The sequence below is a fragment of the Streptomyces sp. NPDC054786 genome (assembly GCF_053611685.1).
Genome location: NZ_JBSHAW010000019.1, coordinates 5754 through 28107 on the forward strand (window position 1 = coordinate 5754; position 22354 = coordinate 28107).

22 protein-coding genes are annotated in these 22354 nt (G+C 69.3%); 18 read left to right on the plus strand and 4 right to left on the minus strand.

The genetic code is table 11. The annotated features are described in order from the left end of the window. Positions 1 to 128: 128 nt before the first annotated feature. Both ACWGI6_RS17335 and ACWGI6_RS17340 read right to left on the minus strand, forming a co-directional pair. Positions 129 to 800 (minus strand): response regulator, encoded by a 672-nt coding sequence (locus ACWGI6_RS17335; protein ID WP_020929992.1) that lies wholly within the window; start codon positions 798 to 800, stop codon positions 129 to 131. Positions 801 to 838: 38 nt separating this feature from the next. Beyond that, complete coding sequence (locus ACWGI6_RS17340; RefSeq protein WP_453268299.1) at positions 839 to 1789, minus strand: RecB family exonuclease; 951 nt, start codon at positions 1787 to 1789, stop codon at positions 839 to 841. A gap of 174 nt (positions 1790 to 1963) precedes the next feature. On the opposite strand from ACWGI6_RS17340, the gene ACWGI6_RS17345 reads away from it, so the two are divergent. The 3 genes from ACWGI6_RS17345 to ACWGI6_RS17355 all read left to right on the plus strand — a co-directional run bounded on the left by ACWGI6_RS17345 (position 1964) and on the right by ACWGI6_RS17355 (position 5123). Next, positions 1964 to 3244: a site-2 protease family protein gene (locus ACWGI6_RS17345; protein WP_453268300.1), complete on the plus strand. Its 1281-nt coding sequence runs from the start codon at positions 1964 to 1966 to the stop codon at positions 3242 to 3244. Positions 3245 to 3312: 68 nt separating this feature from the next. Beyond that, positions 3313 to 4344: a tRNA (adenine-N1)-methyltransferase gene (locus ACWGI6_RS17350; RefSeq protein WP_453268301.1), complete on the plus strand. Its 1032-nt coding sequence runs from the start codon at positions 3313 to 3315 to the stop codon at positions 4342 to 4344. A 203-nt stretch (positions 4345 to 4547) separates the two neighbouring features. After that, positions 4548 to 5123, plus strand: a complete 576-nt coding sequence (locus ACWGI6_RS17355; protein WP_453268411.1) for a hypothetical protein — start codon at positions 4548 to 4550, stop codon at positions 5121 to 5123. A 45-nt stretch (positions 5124 to 5168) separates the two neighbouring features. Here the strand turns inward: ACWGI6_RS17355 and ACWGI6_RS17360 are convergent, their stop codons facing one another. Further along, positions 5169 to 5462 carry a ferredoxin gene (locus ACWGI6_RS17360; protein ID WP_393909535.1) on the minus strand — a complete coding sequence of 98 codons (294 nt, stop codon included), beginning with the start codon at positions 5460 to 5462 and terminating at the stop codon, positions 5169 to 5171. A gap of 249 nt (positions 5463 to 5711) precedes the next feature. Between ACWGI6_RS17360 and arc the strand changes: the two genes are divergently transcribed. The 5 genes from arc to prcA all read left to right on the plus strand — a co-directional run bounded on the left by arc (position 5712) and on the right by prcA (position 11968). After that, positions 5712 to 7478: a proteasome ATPase gene (gene arc / locus ACWGI6_RS17365; RefSeq protein ID WP_453268302.1), complete on the plus strand. Its 1767-nt coding sequence runs from the start codon at positions 5712 to 5714 to the stop codon at positions 7476 to 7478. A gap of 276 nt (positions 7479 to 7754) precedes the next feature. Next, positions 7755 to 9266, plus strand: coding sequence for a depupylase/deamidase Dop (gene dop, locus ACWGI6_RS17370; RefSeq protein ID WP_453268303.1), 1512 nt, complete (start codon positions 7755 to 7757; stop codon positions 9264 to 9266). 189 nt (positions 9267 to 9455) lie between these two features. Further along, positions 9456 to 9674, plus strand: coding sequence for a ubiquitin-like protein Pup (locus tag ACWGI6_RS17375; RefSeq protein WP_159747643.1), 219 nt, complete (start codon positions 9456 to 9458; stop codon positions 9672 to 9674). A gap of 320 nt (positions 9675 to 9994) precedes the next feature. Then, complete coding sequence (gene prcB, locus ACWGI6_RS17380) at positions 9995 to 11017, plus strand: proteasome subunit beta (RefSeq protein ID WP_453268304.1); 1023 nt, start codon at positions 9995 to 9997, stop codon at positions 11015 to 11017. Positions 11018 to 11086: 69 nt separating this feature from the next. Further along, entirely contained in the window at positions 11087 to 11968 is an 882-nt protein-coding gene (gene prcA, locus ACWGI6_RS17385) for a proteasome subunit alpha (RefSeq protein WP_453268305.1), read from the plus strand. Positions 11969 to 12013: 45 nt separating this feature from the next. Here the strand turns inward: prcA and ACWGI6_RS17390 are convergent, their stop codons facing one another. Further along, positions 12014 to 13090 (minus strand): LacI family DNA-binding transcriptional regulator, encoded by a 1077-nt coding sequence (locus ACWGI6_RS17390; protein ID WP_453268306.1) that lies wholly within the window; start codon positions 13088 to 13090, stop codon positions 12014 to 12016. Positions 13091 to 13212: 122 nt separating this feature from the next. Between ACWGI6_RS17390 and ACWGI6_RS17395 the strand changes: the two genes are divergently transcribed. The 10 genes from ACWGI6_RS17395 (at position 13213) to tatC (ending at position 21638) form a co-directional block, all read left to right on the plus strand. Further along, the gene (locus ACWGI6_RS17395; RefSeq protein ID WP_453268307.1) at positions 13213 to 14472 is read left to right on the plus strand and encodes an MFS transporter; all 1260 of its coding nucleotides are present in this window, start codon (positions 13213 to 13215) and stop codon (positions 14470 to 14472) included. A 9-nt stretch (positions 14473 to 14481) separates the two neighbouring features. Continuing rightward, entirely contained in the window at positions 14482 to 15843 is a 1362-nt protein-coding gene (pafA, locus tag ACWGI6_RS17400) for a Pup--protein ligase (RefSeq protein WP_453268308.1), read from the plus strand. Positions 15844 to 15978: 135 nt separating this feature from the next. After that, positions 15979 to 16968 (plus strand): FKBP-type peptidyl-prolyl cis-trans isomerase, encoded by a 990-nt coding sequence (locus tag ACWGI6_RS17405; protein ID WP_453268309.1) that lies wholly within the window; start codon positions 15979 to 15981, stop codon positions 16966 to 16968. A 68-nt stretch (positions 16969 to 17036) separates the two neighbouring features. Then, positions 17037 to 17411: an FKBP-type peptidyl-prolyl cis-trans isomerase gene (locus ACWGI6_RS17410; protein WP_393909526.1), complete on the plus strand. Its 375-nt coding sequence runs from the start codon at positions 17037 to 17039 to the stop codon at positions 17409 to 17411. A gap of 206 nt (positions 17412 to 17617) precedes the next feature. Next, a complete protein-coding gene (locus ACWGI6_RS17415) occupies positions 17618 to 18583 on the plus strand; it encodes a helix-turn-helix transcriptional regulator (RefSeq protein WP_453268310.1) in 966 nt (321 codons plus the stop codon). 15 nt (positions 18584 to 18598) lie between these two features. Further along, positions 18599 to 19549, plus strand: a complete 951-nt coding sequence (locus tag ACWGI6_RS17420; RefSeq protein ID WP_393909524.1) for a helix-turn-helix transcriptional regulator — start codon at positions 18599 to 18601, stop codon at positions 19547 to 19549. 58 nt (positions 19550 to 19607) lie between these two features. Beyond that, the gene (locus ACWGI6_RS17425) at positions 19608 to 19868 is read left to right on the plus strand and encodes a hypothetical protein (protein ID WP_453268311.1); all 261 of its coding nucleotides are present in this window, start codon (positions 19608 to 19610) and stop codon (positions 19866 to 19868) included. A 16-nt stretch (positions 19869 to 19884) separates the two neighbouring features. Continuing rightward, positions 19885 to 20088 carry a hypothetical protein gene (locus ACWGI6_RS17430; RefSeq protein ID WP_393909522.1) on the plus strand — a complete coding sequence of 68 codons (204 nt, stop codon included), beginning with the start codon at positions 19885 to 19887 and terminating at the stop codon, positions 20086 to 20088. A 222-nt stretch (positions 20089 to 20310) separates the two neighbouring features. Then, positions 20311 to 20607 (plus strand): Sec-independent protein translocase subunit TatA, encoded by a 297-nt coding sequence (tatA, locus tag ACWGI6_RS17435; protein WP_393909521.1) that lies wholly within the window; start codon positions 20311 to 20313, stop codon positions 20605 to 20607. 65 nt (positions 20608 to 20672) lie between these two features. Next, positions 20673 to 21638: a twin-arginine translocase subunit TatC gene (tatC, locus tag ACWGI6_RS17440; RefSeq protein WP_453268312.1), complete on the plus strand. Its 966-nt coding sequence runs from the start codon at positions 20673 to 20675 to the stop codon at positions 21636 to 21638. Positions 21639 to 22354 lie beyond the last annotated feature (716 nt).

Consider the following 22354-nt stretch of genomic DNA (forward strand, 5'->3'; position numbering starts at 1 on the left):
CTTTTCTGTGTTATATCATTGTTGTCCGTGGCGTGACCGTACTGTGTAACACGTGTGGGGGCCGGCACCGCCAAAACCCGGTCCGGCCCCGCCGTCGTGCGCGTGACGGGCTGTCAGCGGCCGCCCGGCTACTGGGCGCCGGGGCGCACCAGCCCGCTCTCGTACGCGTACACCGCCGCCTGCACCCGGTCGCGCAGCCCCAGCTTCGTCAGCACATGCCCCACATGTGTCTTCACCGTCGTCTCGCTCACGAACAGATCCGCGGCGATCTCCGCGTTCGACAGCCCGCGCGCCACCAGCTTCAGCACCTCCACCTCGCGTTCGGTGAGGGTGTGCAGGGTGTCCGGGACCGGCTCCTCGCCCGACGGCAGATGCCCGGCGTACTTGTCCAGCAGCCGGCGCGTGATGCTCGGCGCGAGCATCGCCTCGCCGCCCGCCACCACCCGGATCGCCTGTACCAGTTCGTTGGCCGGCGCGTCCTTGAGCAGGAAGCCGCTGGCCCCCGCCCGCAGCGCCTCGACGACATACTCGTCCAGGTCGAAGGTCGTCAGCACCAGCACCTTCGCCGGGCCGTCCTTCGCCGGACCCGTGATCTGCCGGGTCGCCTCGACGCCGTCCATCCGCGGCATCCGGATGTCCATCAGCACCACATCGGGCTGCAGGGCCCGCACCTGCTCCAGCGCCTGCAGACCGTCACCGGCCTCCCCGACGACTGCCAGGTCCTGCTCCGCCTCCAGAATCATCCGGAATCCCGTACGCAGCAGGGGCTGGTCGTCGACCAGCAGGACGCGGATGGCCACGAGCTCTCCTTTGATAGGCCTGTCCGGGCGATCAGCGCCTAGATGTCTCCCATTCTGCCCTGCGGCACCCCGCCGCCCTCCGGCGGGCGGACCCGGAGCGGATACACCGGGGGAGTACCGCCGAATTCCGGGCAGTGCGCCTGGTGGTCGCACCAGCCGCACAGTTTCGTCGGCCGCGGCCGCCAGTCACCGGTCGCCGTCGCCAGCTGGATCGCCTCCCACAGCGCCAGCAACTTCCGCTCCACGCCCCGCAGATCGGCCTCACCCGGGTCGTACGTCACCACATCGCCGCTGCCCAGATAGACCAGCTGCAGCCGTCGCGGCAGCACACCGCGCAGCCGCCACACCACCAGCGCATAGAACTTCATCTGGAACAGCGCGCCCTCGGCGAACTGCGGCCGCGGGGCCTTGCCGGTCTTGTAGTCGACGATCCGCACCTCACCCGTCGGCGCGACATCGACCCGGTCGATGAACCCCCGCAGCCGCAGCCCCGAATCCAGCACCGTCTCGACATAGAGCTCACGGTCCGCCGGCTCCAGCCGCGTCGGATCCTCCAGCGAGAACCACCGCTCCACCAGCGCCTCGGCCTCCGCCAGCCACTGCGCCAGCCGCTCGCCCTCCGCGTCGTCCGCGAACAGCTCTGCCAGCTCCGGCCGCTTGGCCAGCAGCTTCTCCCACTCGCCCGGCACCATCGCCCGCGCCTCGACGGCCGTACGCTCCGCCGCCGGAGCGTCGAAGAGCCGCTCCAGCACGGCATGCACGACCGTGCCGCGCGTCGCCGCCGCGCTCGGCTTCTCCGGCAGCCTGTCGATCACCCGGAAGCGGTACAGCAGCGGACACTGCATGAAATCGCTCGCCCGCGACGGCGACAGTGCCACCGGCGGCCGCGGCTGCACCTCGCTCCGCGCCTGCGCCCCGGCAGCCTCCCCGCCGGACCCGGCTTCCCCACCCTGTGTGCCCGCCTCGGCCTGCTCCGTGCTCCATCCCATGCCACAAAACCCTACGGCCCGCCACTGACAAGCGCGGACGGGTCACCGGCGCAGGGCCCCGCAGCGGATCGGGGCAGGGCACTCCGCATACCATCGAGCCTGGACCCCTGCGCCCTGTCTGATCGGGATATCAGGCCGAGCAGGGGCGAATGCCGTATTCGATGAGGGGACGCCGTGGACGAGAGCGGGAAGTCGCAGGACCCCGAGGAGTCCGTGCGGCCCCAGCCGCCCGAGCAGCCCGAGCCGCCCGAGCCGCCCAAGAACGGCAAGGAGCCCAAGGCACCCGCACCGGGCAGGAAGAAGGGCAGCGGCGGCGGCATCCTGATGGGCCGTCCCTTCGGCGTACCGGTCTACGTCGCCCCCAGCTGGTTCCTCGTCGCCGCCCTGATCACCTGGGTCTTCGGCGGCCAGCTGGAGCGCGTACTGCCCGAGCTCGGCGCCGCCCGCTACCTCGTCTCGCTCTTCTTCGCGGTCGCCTTCTACGCCTCGGTGCTCGTCCACGAGCTGGCCCACACCGTCGCCGCGCTCCGCTTCAAACTCCCCGTACGGCGCATCCAGCTGCAGTTCTTCGGCGGCGTCTCGGAGATCGAGAAGGAGACCGAGACCCCCGGCAGGGAGTTCATCCTCGCCTTCGTCGGCCCGCTGCTCTCGCTCGCCCTCGCCGGGGTCTTCTACGCCGGGATGCAGCTGGTCGAACCCGGCACCGTCCCCGGCGTCCTGGTGGCCGGCCTGATGATCTCCAACCTCATCGTCGCGATCTTCAACCTGCTGCCCGGCCTCCCCCTGGACGGCGGCCGGATGCTGCGCGCCATCGTCTGGAAGATCACCGGCAGGCCCATGAGCGGCACCATCGCCGCCGCCTGGGTCGGCCGCGCGCTCGCCGTCACCGTCCTCATCGGCCTGCCGTTGCTCACCCACACCGGCGTCCTGGGCACCGCCCGCCCCGAGATCGGCGGCGCCGACTCGCTCACCGACGCCCTGCTCGCCGCGATCCTCGCCGCCATCATCTGGACCGGCGCCGGCAACAGCCTGCGCATGGCCCGGCTCCGGGAACGGCTCCCCGACCTCACCGCCCGCACCCTGACCCGGCGCGCCGTACCCGTCGAGGCCGACACCCCGCTCTCCGAGGCGCTGCGCCGCGCCAATGACTCCGGGGCCCGCGCCCTGGTCGTCGTCGACCGCCAGGGCACCCCCACCGCCCTCGTCCGTGAGGCAGCCATCGTCGGCGTCCCCGACCACCGCCGCCCCTGGGTCTTCGTGGGCACCCTCGCCCAGGACCTCAAGGAGGGCATGCGGGTCTCCGCCGAATTCGCCGGTGAGGACCTCCTGGAGTACCTGCGCGCCACCCCCGCCACCGAGTACCTCGTCGTCGAGGAGACCGGTGAGATCTACGGCGTGCTGTCCACCGCCGACGTCGAGCGGGCCTTCGTCTCCGCCATGGCCCGTAAGCCCTGACCCCCCGCCGGCCGCCTCCGGGCCGCCCACTGGTCCGCCGCGTCCCAACGGGCCGGTAGGCTGGTCACATGTCCGAACCGACCGGTGCCGCCCGCCGTCGCGGGCCCTTCAAGGTCGGGGACCAGGTCCAGCTCACCGATCCCAAGGGACGCCACTACACCTTCACGCTCGAAGAGGGAAAAAGCTTCCACACCCACAAGGGAGCTTTCCCCCACGACGAGCTGATCGGTGCTCCCGAGGGCAGCGTTGTCCGTACCACCGGGAACGTCGCCTACCTCGCGCTGCGCCCGCTGCTCCCCGACTACGTCCTGTCCATGCCCCGCGGCGCCGCCGTGGTCTACCCCAAGGACGCGGGGCAGATCCTGGCGATGGCCGACATCTTCCCCGGCGCCCGCGTCGTCGAGGCCGGTGTGGGCTCCGGCTCGCTCAGCAGCTTCCTGCTGCGCGCCATCGGCGACGACGGCATGCTGCACTCCTACGAGCGCCGCGCCGACTTCGCCGAGATCGCCACGCAGAACGTCGAGCGCTACTTCGGCGGCCCGCACCCCGCATGGACGCTCACCGTAGGTGACCTCCAGGACAACCTCTCCGACGCCGACGTCGACCGCGTCATTCTCGACATGCTCGCCCCCTGGGAGTGCCTGGAGGCCGTCTCCAAGGCCCTGGTCCCCGGTGGCATCCTCTGCGCCTACGTCGCGACGACGACGCAGATGGCCCGCACCGTCGAGGCGATCCGCGAGCACGGCACCTTCAACGAGCCGTCGGCCTGGGAAACCATGGTCCGCACCTGGCACGTCGAGGGCCTCGCCGTCCGCCCCGACCACCGCATGATCGGCCACACCGGCTTCCTGCTGACCGCCCGCCGCCTCGCCGACGGCGTCGAGCCCCCGCTGCGCCGCCGCCGCCCCGCCAAGGGCGCCTACGGCGAGGACTACACAGGGCCGGGTGGGCGGGAAGCAGCCGCGTCGGGTGGGCGGGAAGCAGCCGCGTCGGGTGGGCGGGAAGCAGCCGCGTCGGGCGGCCGGGAGACAGCCGCGGCCGCCGCCCCCGCCAAGGACCAGGCAGCCGCCTCCGGAGACAGCTCCGCCGAGCAGGGCTGACCGCCCGGATCCGGCCATCGAACCATCAGGCGCCGCCGACGAGTTCCCGCACCGGGAACCGCCGGCGGCGCCCCTTCGTTTCCACCACCGGATCTGCACGGAAAACTCCGGCCCGGCCGGTTCCTTGGCGCACCCTCCTGTGGAACGATGCTGGGCACTCCCACCGGTACAGCACTTCACAGGAGTTACCCCGCGTGCAGCCCATGGCAGGCCAGGACCTCATGCACACCCAGCCGCGCCCCATGCACTGGCTCGCCACCGCCACTGCCGTCTCGGCGGTCGTCGCGGCCGCGTCCTTCATCCAGCCCCCCGACGCCAAGGCCACGACCTCCCCCGATGCCACGTCCGGCCACCGCCTCACGGCCGCCCCTGACCCGAGCAGGGTGACCTTTCCGGTCGACTGCGGGCCCAACCGCCTCGACGTGGTGAAGAAGGCCTCCGGCGACCTCGACGGCGACGGGACGACCGAGACCGTTGCGGTGGTCCGCTGTCACAGCGGGACCGGCACCCCGCCCAGCGGCGTCTACGTCCTGGCGCAGCCGACCGAGGCCAAGGCCGCTCCACGCATCGTGGCGACACTCCTCGCGCCCGCCCGGCAGCGCAGCGTCCAAACCCTCACCATCAAGGATGGCGCGATCTCAGCGGCCCTCCTGGGCTACTCCACGCTCGACGTTCCGCGCTGCTGCCCGGACGTGCACAAGAGCGTCAAGTGGCAATGGAAGGGCGGGAAGTTCGTTCAGAGCGAACCCCCCGCGGCCATGAGTACTGGTCGTGTGTAACCGGTCACATGATGTGCCCGGCCGACGCGTTCCGCGCCGCACCGGCTACTCCGCGTCCGGGCCGTAGACCTCGACGAGGTCCTTGGCGCGGCGGACGTGGATGCAGTCCCCGGGGCACTCCTTCGCGGAGTCCCGGACGTCATTGAGCAGCTTCAGCGGGACGGGCGTTGTGGCGCCCTTGTCCTGCAGCAGCTCGTCATCGGTGCTCTTCACATAAGCCAGCCCGTCGATGTCGAGCTCGAAGACCTCCGGCGCGTACTGCGCACAGATGCCGTCCCCGGTGCACAGATCCTGGTCGATCCACACTTCCAGCTCTGGGGCTTCGTCCTGCGCGGTCATCTCGCCTGCCGTTCCTGCGTACGTGAACCGTTTTTGCCTAAGTGGCGCCAGCCCTGACGGGTGTTGACCGACTCGACGATACAACCGCTCGCTTTCCGATGTTGTTGGGTGGGTATTCCCTTGGCGTGAGGACGTGCGCAAGGGTGAAGATCGGACACACCCCGACAGTCTTTTCGATCTAGGGGTTTCAACCTGCACCGGCCCAGGTAGGGTCAGGAAGCGTCCAGCTCCTTGGAGGAGGTGAGGACCGTGGCAGCCCACGACGACGACATCAACCGCGGCATCCGGCCGGGGCGAGGGTCTGAAGATCCCGCCGGTCAGGTTGCCTATCTCGAGCAGGAGATCGCCGTCCTGCGACGCAAGCTCGCCGACTCTCCGCGTCACACGAGGATTCTCGAAGAGCGGATCGTCGAGCTGCAGACCAACCTGGCCGGCGTCTCGGCGCAGAACGAGCGTCTCGCCAATACTCTCCGCGAGGCCCGCGACCAGATCGTCGCGCTCAAGGAGGAGGTCGACCGGCTCGCGCAGCCGCCGGCCGGCTTCGGTGTCTTCCTGCAGGCGAACGAGGACGACACGGTCGACATTTTCACCGGAGGCAGAAAACTCCGGGTGAACGTCAGCCCCAGTGTGGAGACCGAGGACCTCAGGCGTGGCCAAGAGGTCATGCTCAATGAAGCGCTCAACGTGGTCGAGGCCATGAGGTACGAGAGCGCCGGCGACATCGTCACCCTCAAGGAGATCCTTGAGGACGGCGAGCGCGCCCTGGTGATCGGGCACACCGACGAGGAACGAGTGGTGAGGCTCGCCGAGCCACTGCTGGACATCACCATCCGGCCCGGGGACGCCCTGCTCCTCGAGCCCCGCTCCGGCTACGTCTACGAAGTCATCCCGAAGAGCGAGGTCGAGGAACTCGTCCTCGAAGAGGTCCCGGACATCGACTACACCAAGATCGGCGGTCTGGGCGGCCAGATCGAACTGATCCGGGACGCGGTCGAGCTTCCGTACCTCTACCCCGACCTCTTCAAGGAGCACGAACTCCGCCCGCCCAAGGGCGTCTTGCTCTACGGCCCGCCGGGCTGCGGCAAGACTCTCATCGCCAAGGCCGTCGCCAACTCCCTTGCCAAAAAGGTCGCCGAGGTGACCGGGCAGCCCGCGGGGAAGAGCTTCTTCCTCAACATCAAGGGCCCCGAGCTGCTCAACAAGTACGTCGGTGAGACGGAGCGGCACATCCGCCTGGTCTTCCAGCGCGCCAGGGAGAAGGCGAGCGAGGGCACCCCCGTCATCGTCTTCTTCGACGAGATGGACTCCCTCTTCCGTACCCGGGGGTCCGGTGTCAGCTCGGACGTGGAGAACACCATCGTCCCGCAGCTGCTCTCCGAGATCGACGGCGTCGAGGGCCTCGAAAACGTGATCGTGATCGGTGCCTCGAACCGCGAGGACATGATCGACCCGGCGATCCTGCGCCCCGGCCGTCTCGACGTGAAGATCAAGATCGAGCGTCCGGACGCGGAGGCCGCCAAGGACATCTTCTCCAAGTACCTCACGGAGCGTCTGCCGCTGCACACCGACGATCTCTCCGAGCACGGAGACTCGCGGAAGGCCGCGGTCAGCGGGATGATCCAATCGGTCGTTGAGCAGATGTACGCGGAATCCGAGGAGAATCGCTTCCTGGAGGTCACCTACGCCAATGGTGACAAGGAAGTCCTTTACTTCAAGGACTTCAATTCCGGCGCGATGATCGAAAACATCGTAGGACGCGCAAAGAAGATGGCCATCAAGGCCTTCCTCGAACACAATCAGAAGGGGCTTCGCGTCTCCCACCTCCTCCAGGCCTGCGTGGATGAGTTCAAGGAGAACGAGGACCTGCCCAACACCACCAACCCGGACGACTGGGCCCGGATCTCCGGAAAGAAGGGCGAGCGGATCGTATACATCCGTACGCTTGTCACCGGAAAGCAGGGCGCAGACACCGGTCGCTCCATCGACACGGTGGCGAATACCGGCCAATACCTGTAACACCGCTCTCCGGCTGCGGATGTCCTGCACGGGGCGTCCGCAGCCGGACGCTTTTCCGGGGGCGCCAGAGCCGCACCCCATAAGGGCGCGGTGGACCAGGGAAAACCGGACTGGAGCAATGACTGTAATGATCTCCACAGCGCCGCAAAGGCGTTCTAGGCTCTTCGGTACCGCTGCGTCACGCTGTGCGGGCGTGGGGCACGCACACGGACCGGAAGCGCAGCGGTACTTGAGCGCCGACCCCATCCGGGGGCGTCGCCGGGCAAGGAGGGCCGCATGACCGTACGGCGAGTAATGGGAATCGAGACGGAGTACGGGATCTCCGTCCCCGGCCACCCGAACGCCAATGCCATGCTCACCTCGTCCCAGGTCGTCAACGCCTACGCGGCCGCGATGCACCGGGCACGCCGTGCCCGCTGGGATTTCGAGGAGGAGAACCCGCTGCGTGACGCCCGCGGCTTCGACCTCGCACGCGAAAATGCGGACGGCAGCCAGCTCACGGACGAGGACATCGGCCTGGCCAACGTGATCCTGACCAATGGCGCCAGGCTCTACGTCGACCACGCCCACCCCGAGTACAGCGCCCCCGAGGTCACCAATCCGCGTGACGCCGTGCTGTGGGACAAGGCCGGCGAGCGGATCATGGCCGAGGCGGCCGAACGGGCCGCCCAGGTCCCCGGCGCCCAGCCCATCCACCTCTACAAGAACAACACCGACAACAAGGGCGCCTCCTACGGGACGCACGAGAACTACCTGATGAAGCGGGAGACCCCCTTCTCGGACATCGTGCGGCACCTGACGCCGTTCTTCGTCTCCCGCCAGGTGGTCACCGGCGCCGGACGGGTCGGTATCGGCCAGGACGGCCACGATCACGGCTTCCAGCTCAGCCAGCGCGCCGACTACTTCGAGGTGGAGGTCGGGCTGGAGACGACCCTCAAACGGCCCATCATCAACACCCGCGACGAACCGCACGCGGACGCGGAGAAGTACCGCCGGCTCCACGTGATCATCGGGGACGCGAACCTCTCCGAGATCTCGACGTATCTGAAGCTGGGCACCACCTCGCTGGTGCTCTCCATGATCGAGGACGGCTTCATCGCCGTCGACCTGGCCGTCGACCAGCCCGTCCGCACCCTCCATCAGGTCTCGCACGACCCGACCCTGCAACATCTGATCACGCTCCGCAGCGGCCGCACGCTCACCGGCGTACAGCTCCAAATGGAGTACTTCGAGCTGGCCCGCAAATATGTCGAGGACCGCTACGGAGCGGATGCGGACGAGCAGACCAAGGACGTCCTGACCCGGTGGGAAGACGTGCTCGGCCGGCTGGAGAACGATCCGATGAGCCTGTCCGGTGAGCTGGACTGGGTCGCCAAGCGGGAGCTGATGGAGGGCTACCGGCGCCGCGACGGCCTGGAGTGGGACGCGGCGCGACTGCACCTCATCGACCTGCAGTACGCCGACGTACGGCCCGAGAAGGGCCTGTACAACCGTCTGGCGGCCCGCGGCAAGATGAAGCGGCTCCTGGACGAGCCACAGGTGCAGCGGGCCGAGCAGAAGCCCCCAGAGGACACCAGGGCCTACTTCCGCGGTCGCTGCCTGGAGCAGTACGCGGACGATGTCGCGGCCGCCTCGTGGGATTCGGTCATCTTCGACCTGCCCGGACGTGACTCCCTGCAACGGGTTCCCACGCTGGAGCCACTGCGGGGGACCCGTAAGCACGTGAAGGAGCTGCTGGACCGCTGCCGTACCGCAGAGGAGCTGGTGAGGACGCTGTCCGGCCGCTGAGCTTCGGCAGGTGCACGACAGAATTCGTCACGATCCACAGCCGATCCGCGGCTGAAATCGTCGCGGTGCGGGAATCATCGAGGTGACTCCCGGGCTTTGCACCAAGTGCAGGGCCGATGTCGGACCCTGCTTGTAGGGTCGGATCTTGAAGGTCACATCGAGCGGGGCGAACCGAGCGGGGTGAGGGACATGGCGACCAAGGACAGCGGCGGCGGACAGGCCAAGGCCACGCGTTCCACCGAAGAGGTCGAGGAACAGACCGAGGACGCGCAGGCTTCGGAGGACCTCAAGGAACGCCAGGAAAAGTTGTCGGACGACGTGGATTCCGTCCTGGACGAAATCGATGACGTACTCGAAGAGAACGCCGAGGATTTCGTTCGAAGCTTCGTGCAAAAGGGCGGGGAGTAGAGCGACCCGGACGTGCTCGATTCAGGGGGGCCGAAGCGTTGCGCGCGGTGCGGGAAAGCCTGACCGTGCGCGGCCTTCGGGCGACAGGCGGGGGGCCCGACGACCGTCAGGGCCGCCGCGTGGCGCCCGTCCGGAAAAGCATTTCGGCGCGGGACGGGCGTACGGGCGAAGGATTCCGTGCGCTGCCGGCCGGTCCTCCACGGGCACCCGGTCACCCGCGGCGCACTCGCTCGGTACACCGCAGGGCACCGGAACGGCTCCGCTTGCGAGGGGCTGCCGGCCCGGTGCCCCGCGGCACCGTCGTGACCGGGCGTGACGCAGTGAGCAAGGAGCAGTTCGCGATCCGCCCCGGGCCGGTGCCCGGGCAGGTGGATCACGACCGCGATACGGGTAAGGTCCGAGTCGTACTGTGCTTCAACTGCGACTCGGCACTCGGCAAGTTGAGGGATGTCCCCGGCGCCACGCTCGGGGGCGATCGCATATCTGGAAGGAATCGTGTGGAAGCCAATACTCGAAGCACCGGGCGTCTACCAGCTGCCTTCCTGACGCCTGGATCCTCGTCCTTCATGGATTTCCTCGGCGAGCACTCGCCCGCCCTGCTGCCGGGCAACCGCCCGTTGCCGCCGGTGCAGGGTGCCATTGAGGCGCCGCACGGCACGACGATCGTTGCCGCGGGGTTCCCCGGAGGCGTGGTGCTCGCCGGCGACCGGCGGGCGACGATGGGCAATGTCATCGCGCAGCGTGATATCGAGAAGGTTTTCCCGGCCGACGAGTATTCGGCGGTCGGCATCGCGGGTACGGCGGGCCTCGCGGTGGAGATGGTCAAGCTTTTCCAGCTGGAGCTGGAGCACTTCGAGAAGGTCGAGGGTGCCCAACTCTCCTTGGAGGGCAAGGCGAATCGTCTGTCGACGATGATTCGCAGCAATCTGGGGATGGCCATGCAGGGCCTGGCCGTGGTGCCGTTGTTCGCCGGCTATGACCTCGACCGCGAGAAGGGCCGCATCTTCTCGTACGACGTGACCGGCGGGCGCTCGGAGGAGCACGGCTTCGCGGCGACGGGTTCCGGCTCGGTCTTCGCGCGCAGCGCGCTGAAGAAGCTCTTCCGGGAAGATTTCACGGAGGAGCAGGCCGCCACCGCTGTCGTCCAGGCGCTCTATGACGCGGCTGACGACGACTCCGCGACCGGCGGACCCGATATGGCGCGGAGGATCTACCCCATCGTCACGGTGATCACCGAAGACGGCTTCAGAAGGCTCACCGAGGACGAGGTCTCGGAGATCGCCCGTGCCGTGCATGAACGCCGCCTCGAACAGCCCGACGGCCCGCGCGCCGCGCTGCTCTGACGGGACGGATGTTCCGCAATGCTCCCCCAGCTACCGAGAGAGCTTTTGACAGGAAGGGACGGATAGCCGGTGTCGACGCCGTTCTATGTCTCACCCCAGCAGGCCATGGCCGACCGTGCCGAGTACGCCCGCAAGGGCATCGCGCGGGGCCGCAGTGTCGTGGTGCTGCAGTACACCGACGGCGTGGTCTTCGTCGCCGAGAATCCCTCCCGCGCCCTGCACAAGGTCAGCGAGATTTATGACCGGATCGCCTTTGCGGCGGTCGGCAAATACAACGAGTTCGAGAATCTGCGGATCGGCGGTGTGCGCTACGCCGATCTGCGGGGCTACACCTACGACCGTGAGGATGTGACCGCGCGGGGCCTGGCGAATGTCTATGCCCAGACGCTGGGCACGATTTTCTCCAGCGCCGCCGAGAAGCCGTACGAGGTCGAGCTGATCGTCGCCGAGGTGGGCGCGGCCGCCGAGGACGACCAGATCTACCGGCTGCCGCACGACGGCTCGATCGTCGACGAGCACGGCTCGGTGGCCGTCGGCGGCAATGCGGACCAGATCAGCACCTATCTCGACCAACGCCACCGCGACGGTATGACGCTGGCCGAGGCGCTCAAGCTGGCGATGGAGTCGCTGTCGCGCGACAACAACGGCGGTGAGCGCACGCTGACCGCCGAGCAGCTGGAGGTCGCGACGCTGGACCGTACGCGCCCGCAGCAGCGCAAGTTCAAGCGGATCCTGGGCCGGCAGCTGTCCCGGTTGCTGGACGAGAGCGGTGGAGCGGCCGCCGGGGACGCGGACGCCGATGAGGGCGCCGGTGCCGGGGAGTCCGGGACCACCGCCGAGGCAGCCGGCGACAAGGGCAAGGGCTCCGAGGACAACGGAAGCAAGGACAACGGAAGCAAGAGCAAGGGTGCTTCGGGCGAGGACGGCCCCGAAGGGGAGCCCCTGCTCTGACGTACTGCTGAGGGGCTGTGTGCCCCGATCGCGCGCCCCGGTGGCTCACTGCCCGCCGGGGCGCGCTGCGTTTGCGGGGGCGGTTGCGGGCGGGGCGGTGGAGCCGCGGGTGACCAGTTCGACCGGCAGGGTGGGGGCCTCGGCCGGGCGGCCGTCGAGCACGCTCATGAGGGCCCGCATCCCGGCTTCGCCGAACTCCTCGGCGGGCAGTCGTACGGTCGTCAGCTCCGGCTCGACGGCGAGGGCCAGGGCCAGGTCGTCGAAGCCGGTGACGGAGACGTCCTCGGGGACCCGCAGGCCCAGTCGGCGAACGGCTTTGCAGGCGCCCGCGGCGATGATGTCGTCGTCGCAGAGCAGCGCCGTGGGGCGGGGACCGGGGGCGGTCAGGGCGGCGTGTGCGGCGTGCAGCCCGGCATCGACGCCGAGGGCGGCCGGTTGCCGGCGCAGCACCGCGCCGGGGATGCCCTCCAGTGCTTCGGTGACGGCGCGGGCGCGTAGCTCGAAGGTCCAGGAGTCCACATCGGCGGCGAGGTGGGTGATGCGGCGGTGGCCCAGGGCCGTCAGATGGGTGGTCAACTGTCGTACGCCGTCGGCGATGTCGAGGTTGACGGTGGCGGTGGCCCGGTCGTCGTCGGGGTCGCTGTCCAGCATGACCAGGGGCAGGTCCGCGTCGCGGAGCGCGGTGAGGGCCTCGGCGGCCATGGAGGAGGCGATCACGCCGTCCAGGGTGGCCGCGGCGGAGTCGAAGGGGTCGCGGGCCGGGCCGATGCCCTCGGGGGAGGGGTAGAGGACCACTCCGAAGTCGTGGTCGGCGGCGACCCGGGCCGCGCCGGTGTAGACGCGCGCGAAGAATTCGGTGGTCAGGGCGGGGACGACCAGGAGTGCGGTGCGGGTACGGCCCATCCGCAGGCTGCGGGCGGCGAGGTTGGGGCGGTAGCCCAGCTCGCGGGCGGCGGTGCGGACGGCTTCGGCCTTGGCGGGGGAGACCCGGCCGTGCCATTTGTCGCCCAGGACGAGTGAGACGGTGGCCTGGGAGACCCCGGCGGCGCGGGCCACGTCCCGGCTGGTCGTGCGGCCGCCGGCCGGGCGCCGGCCGGGCGTGGTGGTCTCGTTGCTGGTCACCGGGTGTTTCGCTCCTCGCGTTCGGCCGTTGCGGGGTGGACTGCGGGTGAAGGTCATGGTACGTATAACGGCACAGGTTATACGTAACACGTCCGGCCGGTCCGGGCGGGAAAGGGGCAGGGATGGCCGCGGGATATGCGGAGCTGCTCAGAACCCGGCACGCGGCCCGGCTCCTGACGGGGACTCTGGTCGGCAGGCTGCCGAACGCCACCGCGGCGCTGGCCGTGGTGCTCTTCGTGCGCGCCGAGGGCGGCAGCTACGCCCTGGCCGGCGCGCTCTCCGCGGTCTACGGCGTCTGCAACGCCATCGGCCAGCCGCTGCTGGGCCGGGCGGTGGACCTCTGGGGCCAGCCGCGAGTGATGCTGCCCGCCTCGGTGCTCTCGGCGCTCGGTATGGCGTTGCTCGCGGCCGTCGGCCTGGACGTGCTGTGGCTGGCCTACGCCGCCATGGTGATCGCCGGTTTCTTCACCCCGCCCCTGGAGGGTGGCCTGCGGGCACTGTGGCCCGGGGTCCTCCAGCGCGCGGACCGGGTGCACGCCGCCTATGCGCTGGACGCGGTGGCGCAGGAGCTCATGTTCGCGGTGGGACCGCTGCTGGTGACGCTGTGCGTGGCGGCCTGGTCGGCGGGGGCGGCACTGTTGGTGATCAACCTGCTCGGGGTGCTCGGAGCGCTCTCCGTGGTCGTCTCCGAGCCGTCCCGGCGGTGGCGCAGCGGGCCGCGTGAGGCGCACTGGCTGGGGGCATTGCGCTCGGCCGGGATGCTGGTGCTGATCGGGGCGTTCTTCTTCGTGGGGCTGGCGCTCGGGTCGATCGCGGTCGCGGCGGTGGCGTACGCCGATGAGCACGGCGGGGGGATGGTCTCCAGCTGGCTGCTGTCCGCGCTCGGTTTCGGCGCGCTGGCCGGTGGCCTCGTCTACGGCGCCCGCGAGTGGCCGGGGCGGCCGGAGAGCCGGCTGCGGCTGCTGATCGGCCTGCTGGCGCTGGGGTATCTGCCACTGGTGCTGGTGCCGGGTGTCGTCGGGATGACGGCGTTGACCGGTGTCGCGGGGGTGTTCCTGGCGCCGGCCCTGGCCTGTGCGTTCGTGGTGGTGGACCGTCATGCGCCCCAGGGCACGGTGACGGAGGCGTTTTCCTGGCTGGTGACGACGTTCGGTGTCGGGTCGGCGGTGGGCGCATCGGTGGTGGGTCCGGCCGTGGAGAACGGTGGCGCGGTGGCGGGTTTCGCGGTGGCCGGCGCCGGTGGGCTCGCCGCGCTGCTCGTCCTTTTGTCGACGAAGCGATTTCTCGGGGATCCCGTGCTGCGTACGGCGGATGCGGCCCCGGCGGAAAATGATCGAAACGAGGCCGTCGAACCCGGTTTCAGAGCAGGGCATCAGGCGTAATGTTCAGTCATGGACCGCCGCATTTTCGGGCTGGAGAACGAGTACGGCGTCACGTGCACGTTCAGGGGACAGCGCCGACTGTCGCCTGACGAAGTGGCGCGGTACCTCTTCCGCCGTGTCGTGTCATGGGGCCGCAGCAGCAATGTCTTCCTGCGGAACGGCGCCCGCCTGTACTTGGACGTGGGTTCGCACCCGGAATACGCAACTCCCGAGTGCGACAACGTGACCGAACTGGTCACTCACGACAAGGCCGGCGAGCGCATTCTCGAAGGCCTGCTCGTCGACGCCGAGCGCCGCCTGCATGAGGAGGGAATCGCGGGCGACGTCTATCTCTTCAAGAACAACACCGATTCGGCGGGAAACTCCTACGGGTGTCACGAGAATTACCTCGTCGCCCGCCATGGTGAGTTCTCCCGGCTCGCGGACATCCTCATTCCGTTCCTCGTCACCCGTCAGCTGCTGTGCGGCGCGGGCAAGGTGCTGCAGACTCCGCGGGGCGCCGTCTACTGCGTCAGCCAGCGTGCGGAGCACATCTGGGAGGGTGTCTCGTCGGCGACGACCCGTTCCCGGCCGATTATCAATACCCGCGACGAACCGCATGCGGATGCCGAGCGTTATCGCCGGTTGCATGTCATCGTCGGTGACTCCAATATGTCCGAGACGACCATGATGCTGAAGGTCGGCGCCACCGACCTCGTCCTGCGCATGATCGAGGCGGGCACGGTCATGCGGGATCTGACGCTGGAGAACCCGATCCGGGCCATCCGTGAGGTCAGTCATGACATTACGGGCCAGCGCAAGGTGCGGCTGGCCAGTGGGCGCGAGGCATCGGCGCTCGAAGTCCAGCAGGAGTACTACGAGAAGGCCGTGGATTTCTGCGACCGTCGCGGAATCCGTACGGGCACCGTCGAGCGGGTCCTCGAACTGTGGGGCCGTACGCTCGAGGCCATCCGGGACGAGGATCTCGACCGTATCTCCACCGAGATCGACTGGGTGATGAAACATCAGCTCATCGAGCGCTATCGCACAAAGAACAACATCACCATGTCCCACCCTCGGGTGGCGCAGATAGACCTCGCGTATCACGACATCCACCGCCGCCGGGGGCTTTACTACCTCCTGGAGCGGAAGGGGCAAGCGGCGCGGATCTGCAACGACTTGAAGATCTTCGAGGGCAAGTCGGTGCCGCCGCAGACCACTCGCGCCAGGCTGCGTGGTGACTTCATTCGCCGGGCGCAGGAGCAGCGCCGTGATTTCACCGTGGACTGGGTGCATCTCAAGCTGAATGACCAGGCGCAGCGCACGGTCCTGTGCAAGGACCCGTTCCGCTCGGTGGACGACCGGGTGGAGAAGCTGATCGCAGGTATGTGACCCGCGGGGAATGCGGTGGTGTGCCGGGAGCGGAAGCTCCCGGCACATTGCCGTGTTGTGCTGAGAATCCTCCGGCGGGTCAGGTCGTAGAGTGGCAGGCATTGCCCACCCACCCCACGAGCCCGAGTTGGTCGAATGAACCTCACGAAGAACACCCGTCGCGCCGCCGCCGCTGCGCTGACCGTGCCCATCCTGCTGTTCACCGCCGCCTGCGGGTCCGAGGACAGCAAGAGCACGTCGGGCGATGCCGTCGTCAAGGTCGAGGGCAAGGCAGGGGCAGAGCCCAAGATTACGGTGCCCAAGGGCGCCAAGCCGTCCGACAAGGTCGTCACCAAGACCCTCGTCGAGGGCAAGGGCGCCACGGTCAAGAAGGGCGATGTGGTCCGGCTGGACTTCGCGGCGAAGTCGATGAAGGGTCAGAACCTGGGCAGCAGCTGGGCGCCGCGGCCCGGTGCCAAGCCGGGAGGCCCGCGCACCCAGGTTGTCGGGGAGGTCTCCGACCAGCCGACGCAGCAGATGCTGCCGCCGAAGGTGATGTCCGCGGTCGCCGGGCAGAAGGTCGGCAGCCGTTTCGAGGTCGAGGGCACCGCCAAGGCGCTGATCGGTGCGGGCCTGAACCCGAAGTCCGGTATCAAGCCGTCGGACGGCCTGGTGTGGGTCATCGATGTGGTCGGCGCGAAGAAGATCAACAAGAAGGCGAAGGTCGAGGGCGAGCAGGCGGCGCCGGAGAGCGGGATGCCCGAGGTGACGGCCGCGGACGAGAAGGCCGCGAAGATCACCATTCCCAAGGGGGAGAAGGCACCCACGGGCCTCAAGGAGCAGGTCCTGATCAAGGGCAAGGGCCCCGAGGTGAAGGCGGGCGAGGGGCTGATCGCGCAGTACACCGGTGTGAAGTGGGAGGACGGCAAGAAGTTCGACTCGTCCTGGGACCACGGTGGCGCGACCGCCTTCCAGATCGGCACCGGGAGCGTCGTCCCGGGCTGGGACAAGGCGCTGGTCGGCAAGCACGTCGGTGACCGGGTGGAGATCGTGATTCCGCCGAAGCTGGCCTACGGCGGGAACCCGCAGAGCGGGCTGGACAAGAACACTCTGGTCTTCTCGGTCGACATCGTCGGCACGGTCTGACGGCGGCACCTACAAGATCTGCAAGACTGGCCCGGTAATCGTAAAGATTCGTAAGTAGGAGCACATTCGTGAGCATCGACAAGCCCGAGATCGACTTTCCTGAGGGCCCGGCTCCCACCGAGCTCGAGGTCGTGGACCTGACGGAGGGCGACGGGCCGGTCGCCAAGGCCGGGGACACCGTCTCCGTCCACTACGTCGGCGTGTCGTTCAGCACCGGCGAGGAGTTCGACGCGAGCTGGAACCGCGGCAAGCCGCTGCAGTTCCAGCTGGGCGCCGGCCAGGTCATCGCCGGCTGGGACCAGGGCGTGCAGGGCATGAAGGTCGGCGGCCGTCGCCGGCTGACCATCCCCGCGCACCTCGCGTACGGCGACCGCGGCGCCGGCGGCGGCCGGATCGCCCCGGGCGAGACGCTGATCTTCGTCTGCGACCTGGTCTCCGTCTGAGACCGCTGCCGGTCGCCGTGCGCGCCCGCTGCTGACGTATTCCGGGGCCGGTGCCGCGATGGCACGGGCCCCGGGACGGGTAAGCCCTCGTTCCCTTCCGGCCCTGCGGGCGGATGAAGGGAGGGAGGGCTTACCCGTCCGGCTTTTGCCCTGACCTCCCCGAGCGGTACGGTCAACGATCGGGAGTTCAACGAGAAAGGGCGTCGATGGCCATTGCCAAGGCCGAGCGGCTGATGAATCTGGCGCTGTGCCTGCTGGGGACGCGACGCCCGCTGACCAAGCGTGAGCTGAGGTCGTCCATCGAGGCCTATATCGAGGCCAACAGCGACGACTCCTTCAACCGCATGTTCGAGCGCGACAAGGACGATCTGCGCGAGCTCGGCCTGGTCATCGAGACCGTCGAAGGCATCGAGGGCGACATCGGCTATCTCGCCCGCCGCGACAGCAACCGGCTGCCCCCGATCACGCTGGACGCCGAGGAGGCCGCCGCCCTGGGGCTCGCCGCGAAGATCTGGCAGCAGGCCCGGCTGGCCGGTGCCGCCAGCGGTGCGCTCCAGAAGCTGCGCGCGGCCGGTATGCCGCTCGGGGACGGCCCGGACTACGACGCCGGGCAGCCGCACAGCGCTCTGGAACCCCGTATCCCCGCCCATGAAGCCGCCTTCGAGCCGTTGATGCTGGCCTGCCGCGACCGCCGCCCGGTCGTCTTCGACTACCACAAGTCGAATGCCGCCCGCCCCGAGCAGCGGCAGGTCGAACCGTGGATCCTCGAATGCTGGCGGGGCCATTGGTACGTCGCCGGCTGGGACCGCGAGCGACAGGCGGAGCGGGTCTTCCGGCTCTCCCGGATCACCGGCAAGGTCCGTTCCCGGCAAGGGGCGTTCACCGCGCCGGTGCCCGATCACGTCACCGTCCGCGAGACCGTCGAGAGCTGGGCCGGCGAGACCGCGACCGGCACCGCCAGGATCAAGCTCCGCGCCGAGCACGGCTATCCGCTGCGCGCCCGTGCGCTCAGCGTCCGCGAGCTGGGCGGCGGCTGGGACGAGCTGGAGATCCCCAGCGGCCATGGACTCGACGCCTGGCTGGTGGAGTTCGGGCCTGATGTGGTCGTACTGGAACCCGCGGAACTGCGCGCCGAGGTCATCGACCGGCTGCGTGCCGTGGCCAAGGGCTGAGAGGGATACGAGACCATGGCGACGAACGCGATCGACCAGACCCGCCGGATGCTGTCCCTGGTGACCTATCTGCGTGAGCGCCCCGGCGCCCGCGTCGGGGATGTCGCCCGCGCCTTCGGCATCACCGAGGACGAGCTGATCGCCGACCTCGACGTCCTGCCGATGTGCGGTACGAGCTTCCGCGGCGGCGACCTCCTGGACATCGACACCGACGGCGACCGCATCTGGTGGCACAACCCCGACGATGTCGCCGAGCCGCTGCGGCTGGCCGCCGACGAGGCGACCGCCCTGCTGGTCGCGGCCCGCGCGGTGGCCACCCTCCCCGGGCTGCGCGAGGGCGACCGGCAGGCGCTGCTGCGTGCCACCGCCAAGCTGGAGGCGGCGGCCGGAGAGGCGGCCGGCGCCAGCGCCCGGCTGTCGGTGACCTTCGAGTCCGAGGGCGGGGTCTTCGCCGACGTGGACCGCGCCATCGCCGAGCGGCGCCGCCTGTGGCTGCGCTACTACTCCCCGGCCCGCGACGAGCTGACCGAGCGCGAGGTCGACCCGATCCGGCTGTTCGCCGTCGGCCACACCTATATGGAGGCGTGGTGCCGGCTCTCGGAGGCCCGGCGGACCTTCCGGCTCGACCGGGTCGCCGAGATCAAGCTGCTGGACGCCCCGTCCGACCCGCCGCCGGTCGAGCTGCGCGATCTGTCGGAGGGACTGGTGCAGCCCGCGGCCGAGGACCCCGAGGTGTCCATCGAGGTCGGGCCCGGTGGCCGCTGGGTCGCCGAGTACTACCCGCACGACAGCGCCGAGGAGCTCCCCGACGGCGGACTGCGCATCACCCTGCGCACCCCCGACCCGGCCTCGCTGCGGCGGCTGGCGCTGCGACTGGGCCGCGACGGGCGGATCGTGGCGCCGCAGGAGCTCGCGGACAGTGCGCGGCAGGCCGCCGACCAGGCGCTCGCGGCGTACGGCGAGTGAACGCGGCGAACCGGGCGGCGCGCCGTTCCGCGGGGGGAGAAGGAGGAGGCAGCGAAGGATGACGACCACGATGGCGACCACCGCCCTGGCGGGCACGACCGCTCCGGTGCTCTTCAAAGCGGCCTGCCCGGACTGCCGGGGCCGCTTCGAACTGGCCTCGGAGGCCTTCCGGCTGGCGATCGGCGCCAGCAGCCGCACCACGTTCTACTCCTTCACCTGCCCCGACTGCCGCCGTGCGGTGCGCAAACCGGCCGGCGAGCGGATCATCGAGCTGCTCACCGGCGGCGGGGTCCGCACGCTGCGGCTGCACACGGGCTGACGGATAGGCTCGCCCCATGCTCTGGCCCATGATCGCAATCGCCCTCGGCTTCGCCGGGATCGCCGTGCTCGGTGTCCTGGCCGTCCGGGTCTTCGCCGAGGTGCGGCGGCTGGCCCGTCAGGTCGGTGCGTCCTCGGAGCGGATCCAGCGGGCCGCCGAGGACCTGGAGCGGGCGGCCGTTCCGCTCGCGTCCCGGACGCACGAGACCGGCAGGGACTGAAGAGGTGGCCCAGGGCGTCGGCCCTCTGCTGCGGGGCTGGGCGGAGAGGTACGCTGCATCCGCGGTTCAGACAGCGCGGCGGTCGAGGCAATCGGGAGTATGTGAGGGGATTGCCCGGCGTTCACCACCGAACGTTACGATCGAGCTAGCACCAGGACGCCAGTCCGACCACTATCGGCAGGCACCACAGCAGACGCCGCCCCGGCGAGAAGGTAGTCGCAGATGCTCAGCAACCTGAGGGCCCCCGAGATCATCCTGATCCTCGTCGTGATTGTGCTGCTCTTCGGCGCGAAGAAACTGCCTGACATGGCGCGGTCGCTCGGTAAGTCGGCCCGCATCCTCAAGAGTGAGGCCAAGGCGATGAAGAAGGAGGGTGAGACGGACGGTGCCACGACCGGCACCACGTCCGAAGCGCCCGCCGACGCCGCGCAGCAGGCTCCTCGCACGATTCAGGCAGCTCCCGGTGATGTGAACAGCTCGCGCCCGGTGGCCGAGCCGCACCGCACCAACCAGAGCTGAGCCGAACCGATCCAGCCGCACCGATCCGTTTCGGGACAGGCTGACGCACGAGACGAGGACGTGGGTTGCCGAAGTCTGCCCGCAAGCAGGAGAAGGACCCCGAGGGGCGGATGCCGCTCGCGGCGCATCTGCGTGAGCTGCGCAACCGGCTGCTGAAGTCGGTGCTGGCGATGGGTGTGATCACCGCCATCGCGATGTGGCAGTACGACGCCATCGCCCACTTCATCACGGGGCCGGTGATCGACACGGTCGGCTGTCCCCGCGGTACCACGGCCACCACCCCGCGCGATCACCCGTGTGCGCAGGTCACGGCGAACGGCCTGCTGGCACCGTTCACCATCCTGCTCAAGCTGTCCCTCACGACAGGCGTCGTCGGCGCCAGCCCGGTCTGGCTCTACCAGCTCTGGGCCTTCCTCGCGCCAGGTCTGCACAGGAGCGAGAAGAAGTACGCGCTGAGCTTCGTCGGCGCCGGAGTACCGCTCTTCCTCGCCGGCGCCTACCTTGCCTACGCGGTGTTGCCCACCACGGCCGGTGCCCTGGTCGGCCTGACCCCTGACGACTGGGCCAACTTCTTCCCTGCCGACGATTTCTTCGACATCGTCACGCGCATGATCGTGGTCTTCGGTCTCGCCTTCGAACTGCCGCTGCTCCTGGTGCTGCTCAACTTCGGAGGGGTGCTGACCGGGCACCGGATCCTGAGCTGGTGGCGGTTCATGGTGCTGGGCATCACGGTCTTCGCGGCCATCGCCACCCCGACCGGTGACCCGCTGACCATGGGGCTGCTGGCCGCTCCGATCGTGGTGCTGTACTTCGGTGCCGTCGGCATCTGCCTGTTCAACGACCGCCGCCGCAAGCGGGGCAATCCCGATGCCGGGCTGAGCGACGACGAGGCCTCTGAGCTCGATCTGGCACCCTCCGCGGTCGGCGAGATCGAGTCGGTCTCCTCCGGCCGGATGCTGCCGGAGCAGGCGAGCGGTGACGCGGCCGACAGCGAATCGCGACGTCCCGGTGGCTACGACGACGTTACGTGACGCTTGGTTACCCGGCGTCATCCGGCGCCCTGGTTGTGTGCGGACGGCCCCTGTGCTCTTTGAGCCCGGGGGTCGTTTGCTTGGGTGGGCTGTGTGTGGCTTGTGCCCTTGTGGCTGGTGGGGGTGGGGGCGTGGGGTTTCGTGTGGCCTCCGGTGGGGTGGGGGCCGGTGTACTGGGTGTGGTTCCCGTTTGGCCGTCCGGTTCGTGGGGGCCGGCGCATTGGGCGTGGGTTTCGTGGGGGGCGTGGGGTCGGTGGGGGCCGGGGGCGTGCGGGGTTGGTGGTTGCCTCGGGGGCCGGAGGGGACGCACCGGGGCCCGTCCTCGGCGCGGGCGGCCCTGGTACGAGCAGAAGGCACCCCGGCGTTCGCTCCGGTCCTGCGGGCGGTCCCCGGTACATCCCCTCCGGCCTAAGCCCGTCCCCGGCTGCAGCCCGGCGGCACCGTCCGTCACCGACCACAAGCCCTGGTCCGGCCCAGCATCACCCGTGCCCGAGCCGGCCGTGTTCCCTACCTGAGGTTGCGGTCCCTCCTGCCCGGCCAGTGCCCTGACACGTCCTGGTGCGGGTCGAGTCCGGCCATCGCCCAGTGCTCTGCCGGACCCCGGCCGACCCAAAGCCCGGGGCGGGGATGGTCGGCGTGGCTGGCGGCTCCCGGGCGCGGCGTCTGGCCGGTTCCTGCCAGGACCTGCCGATGGGGGTTGTGACGGTCATGGGTAC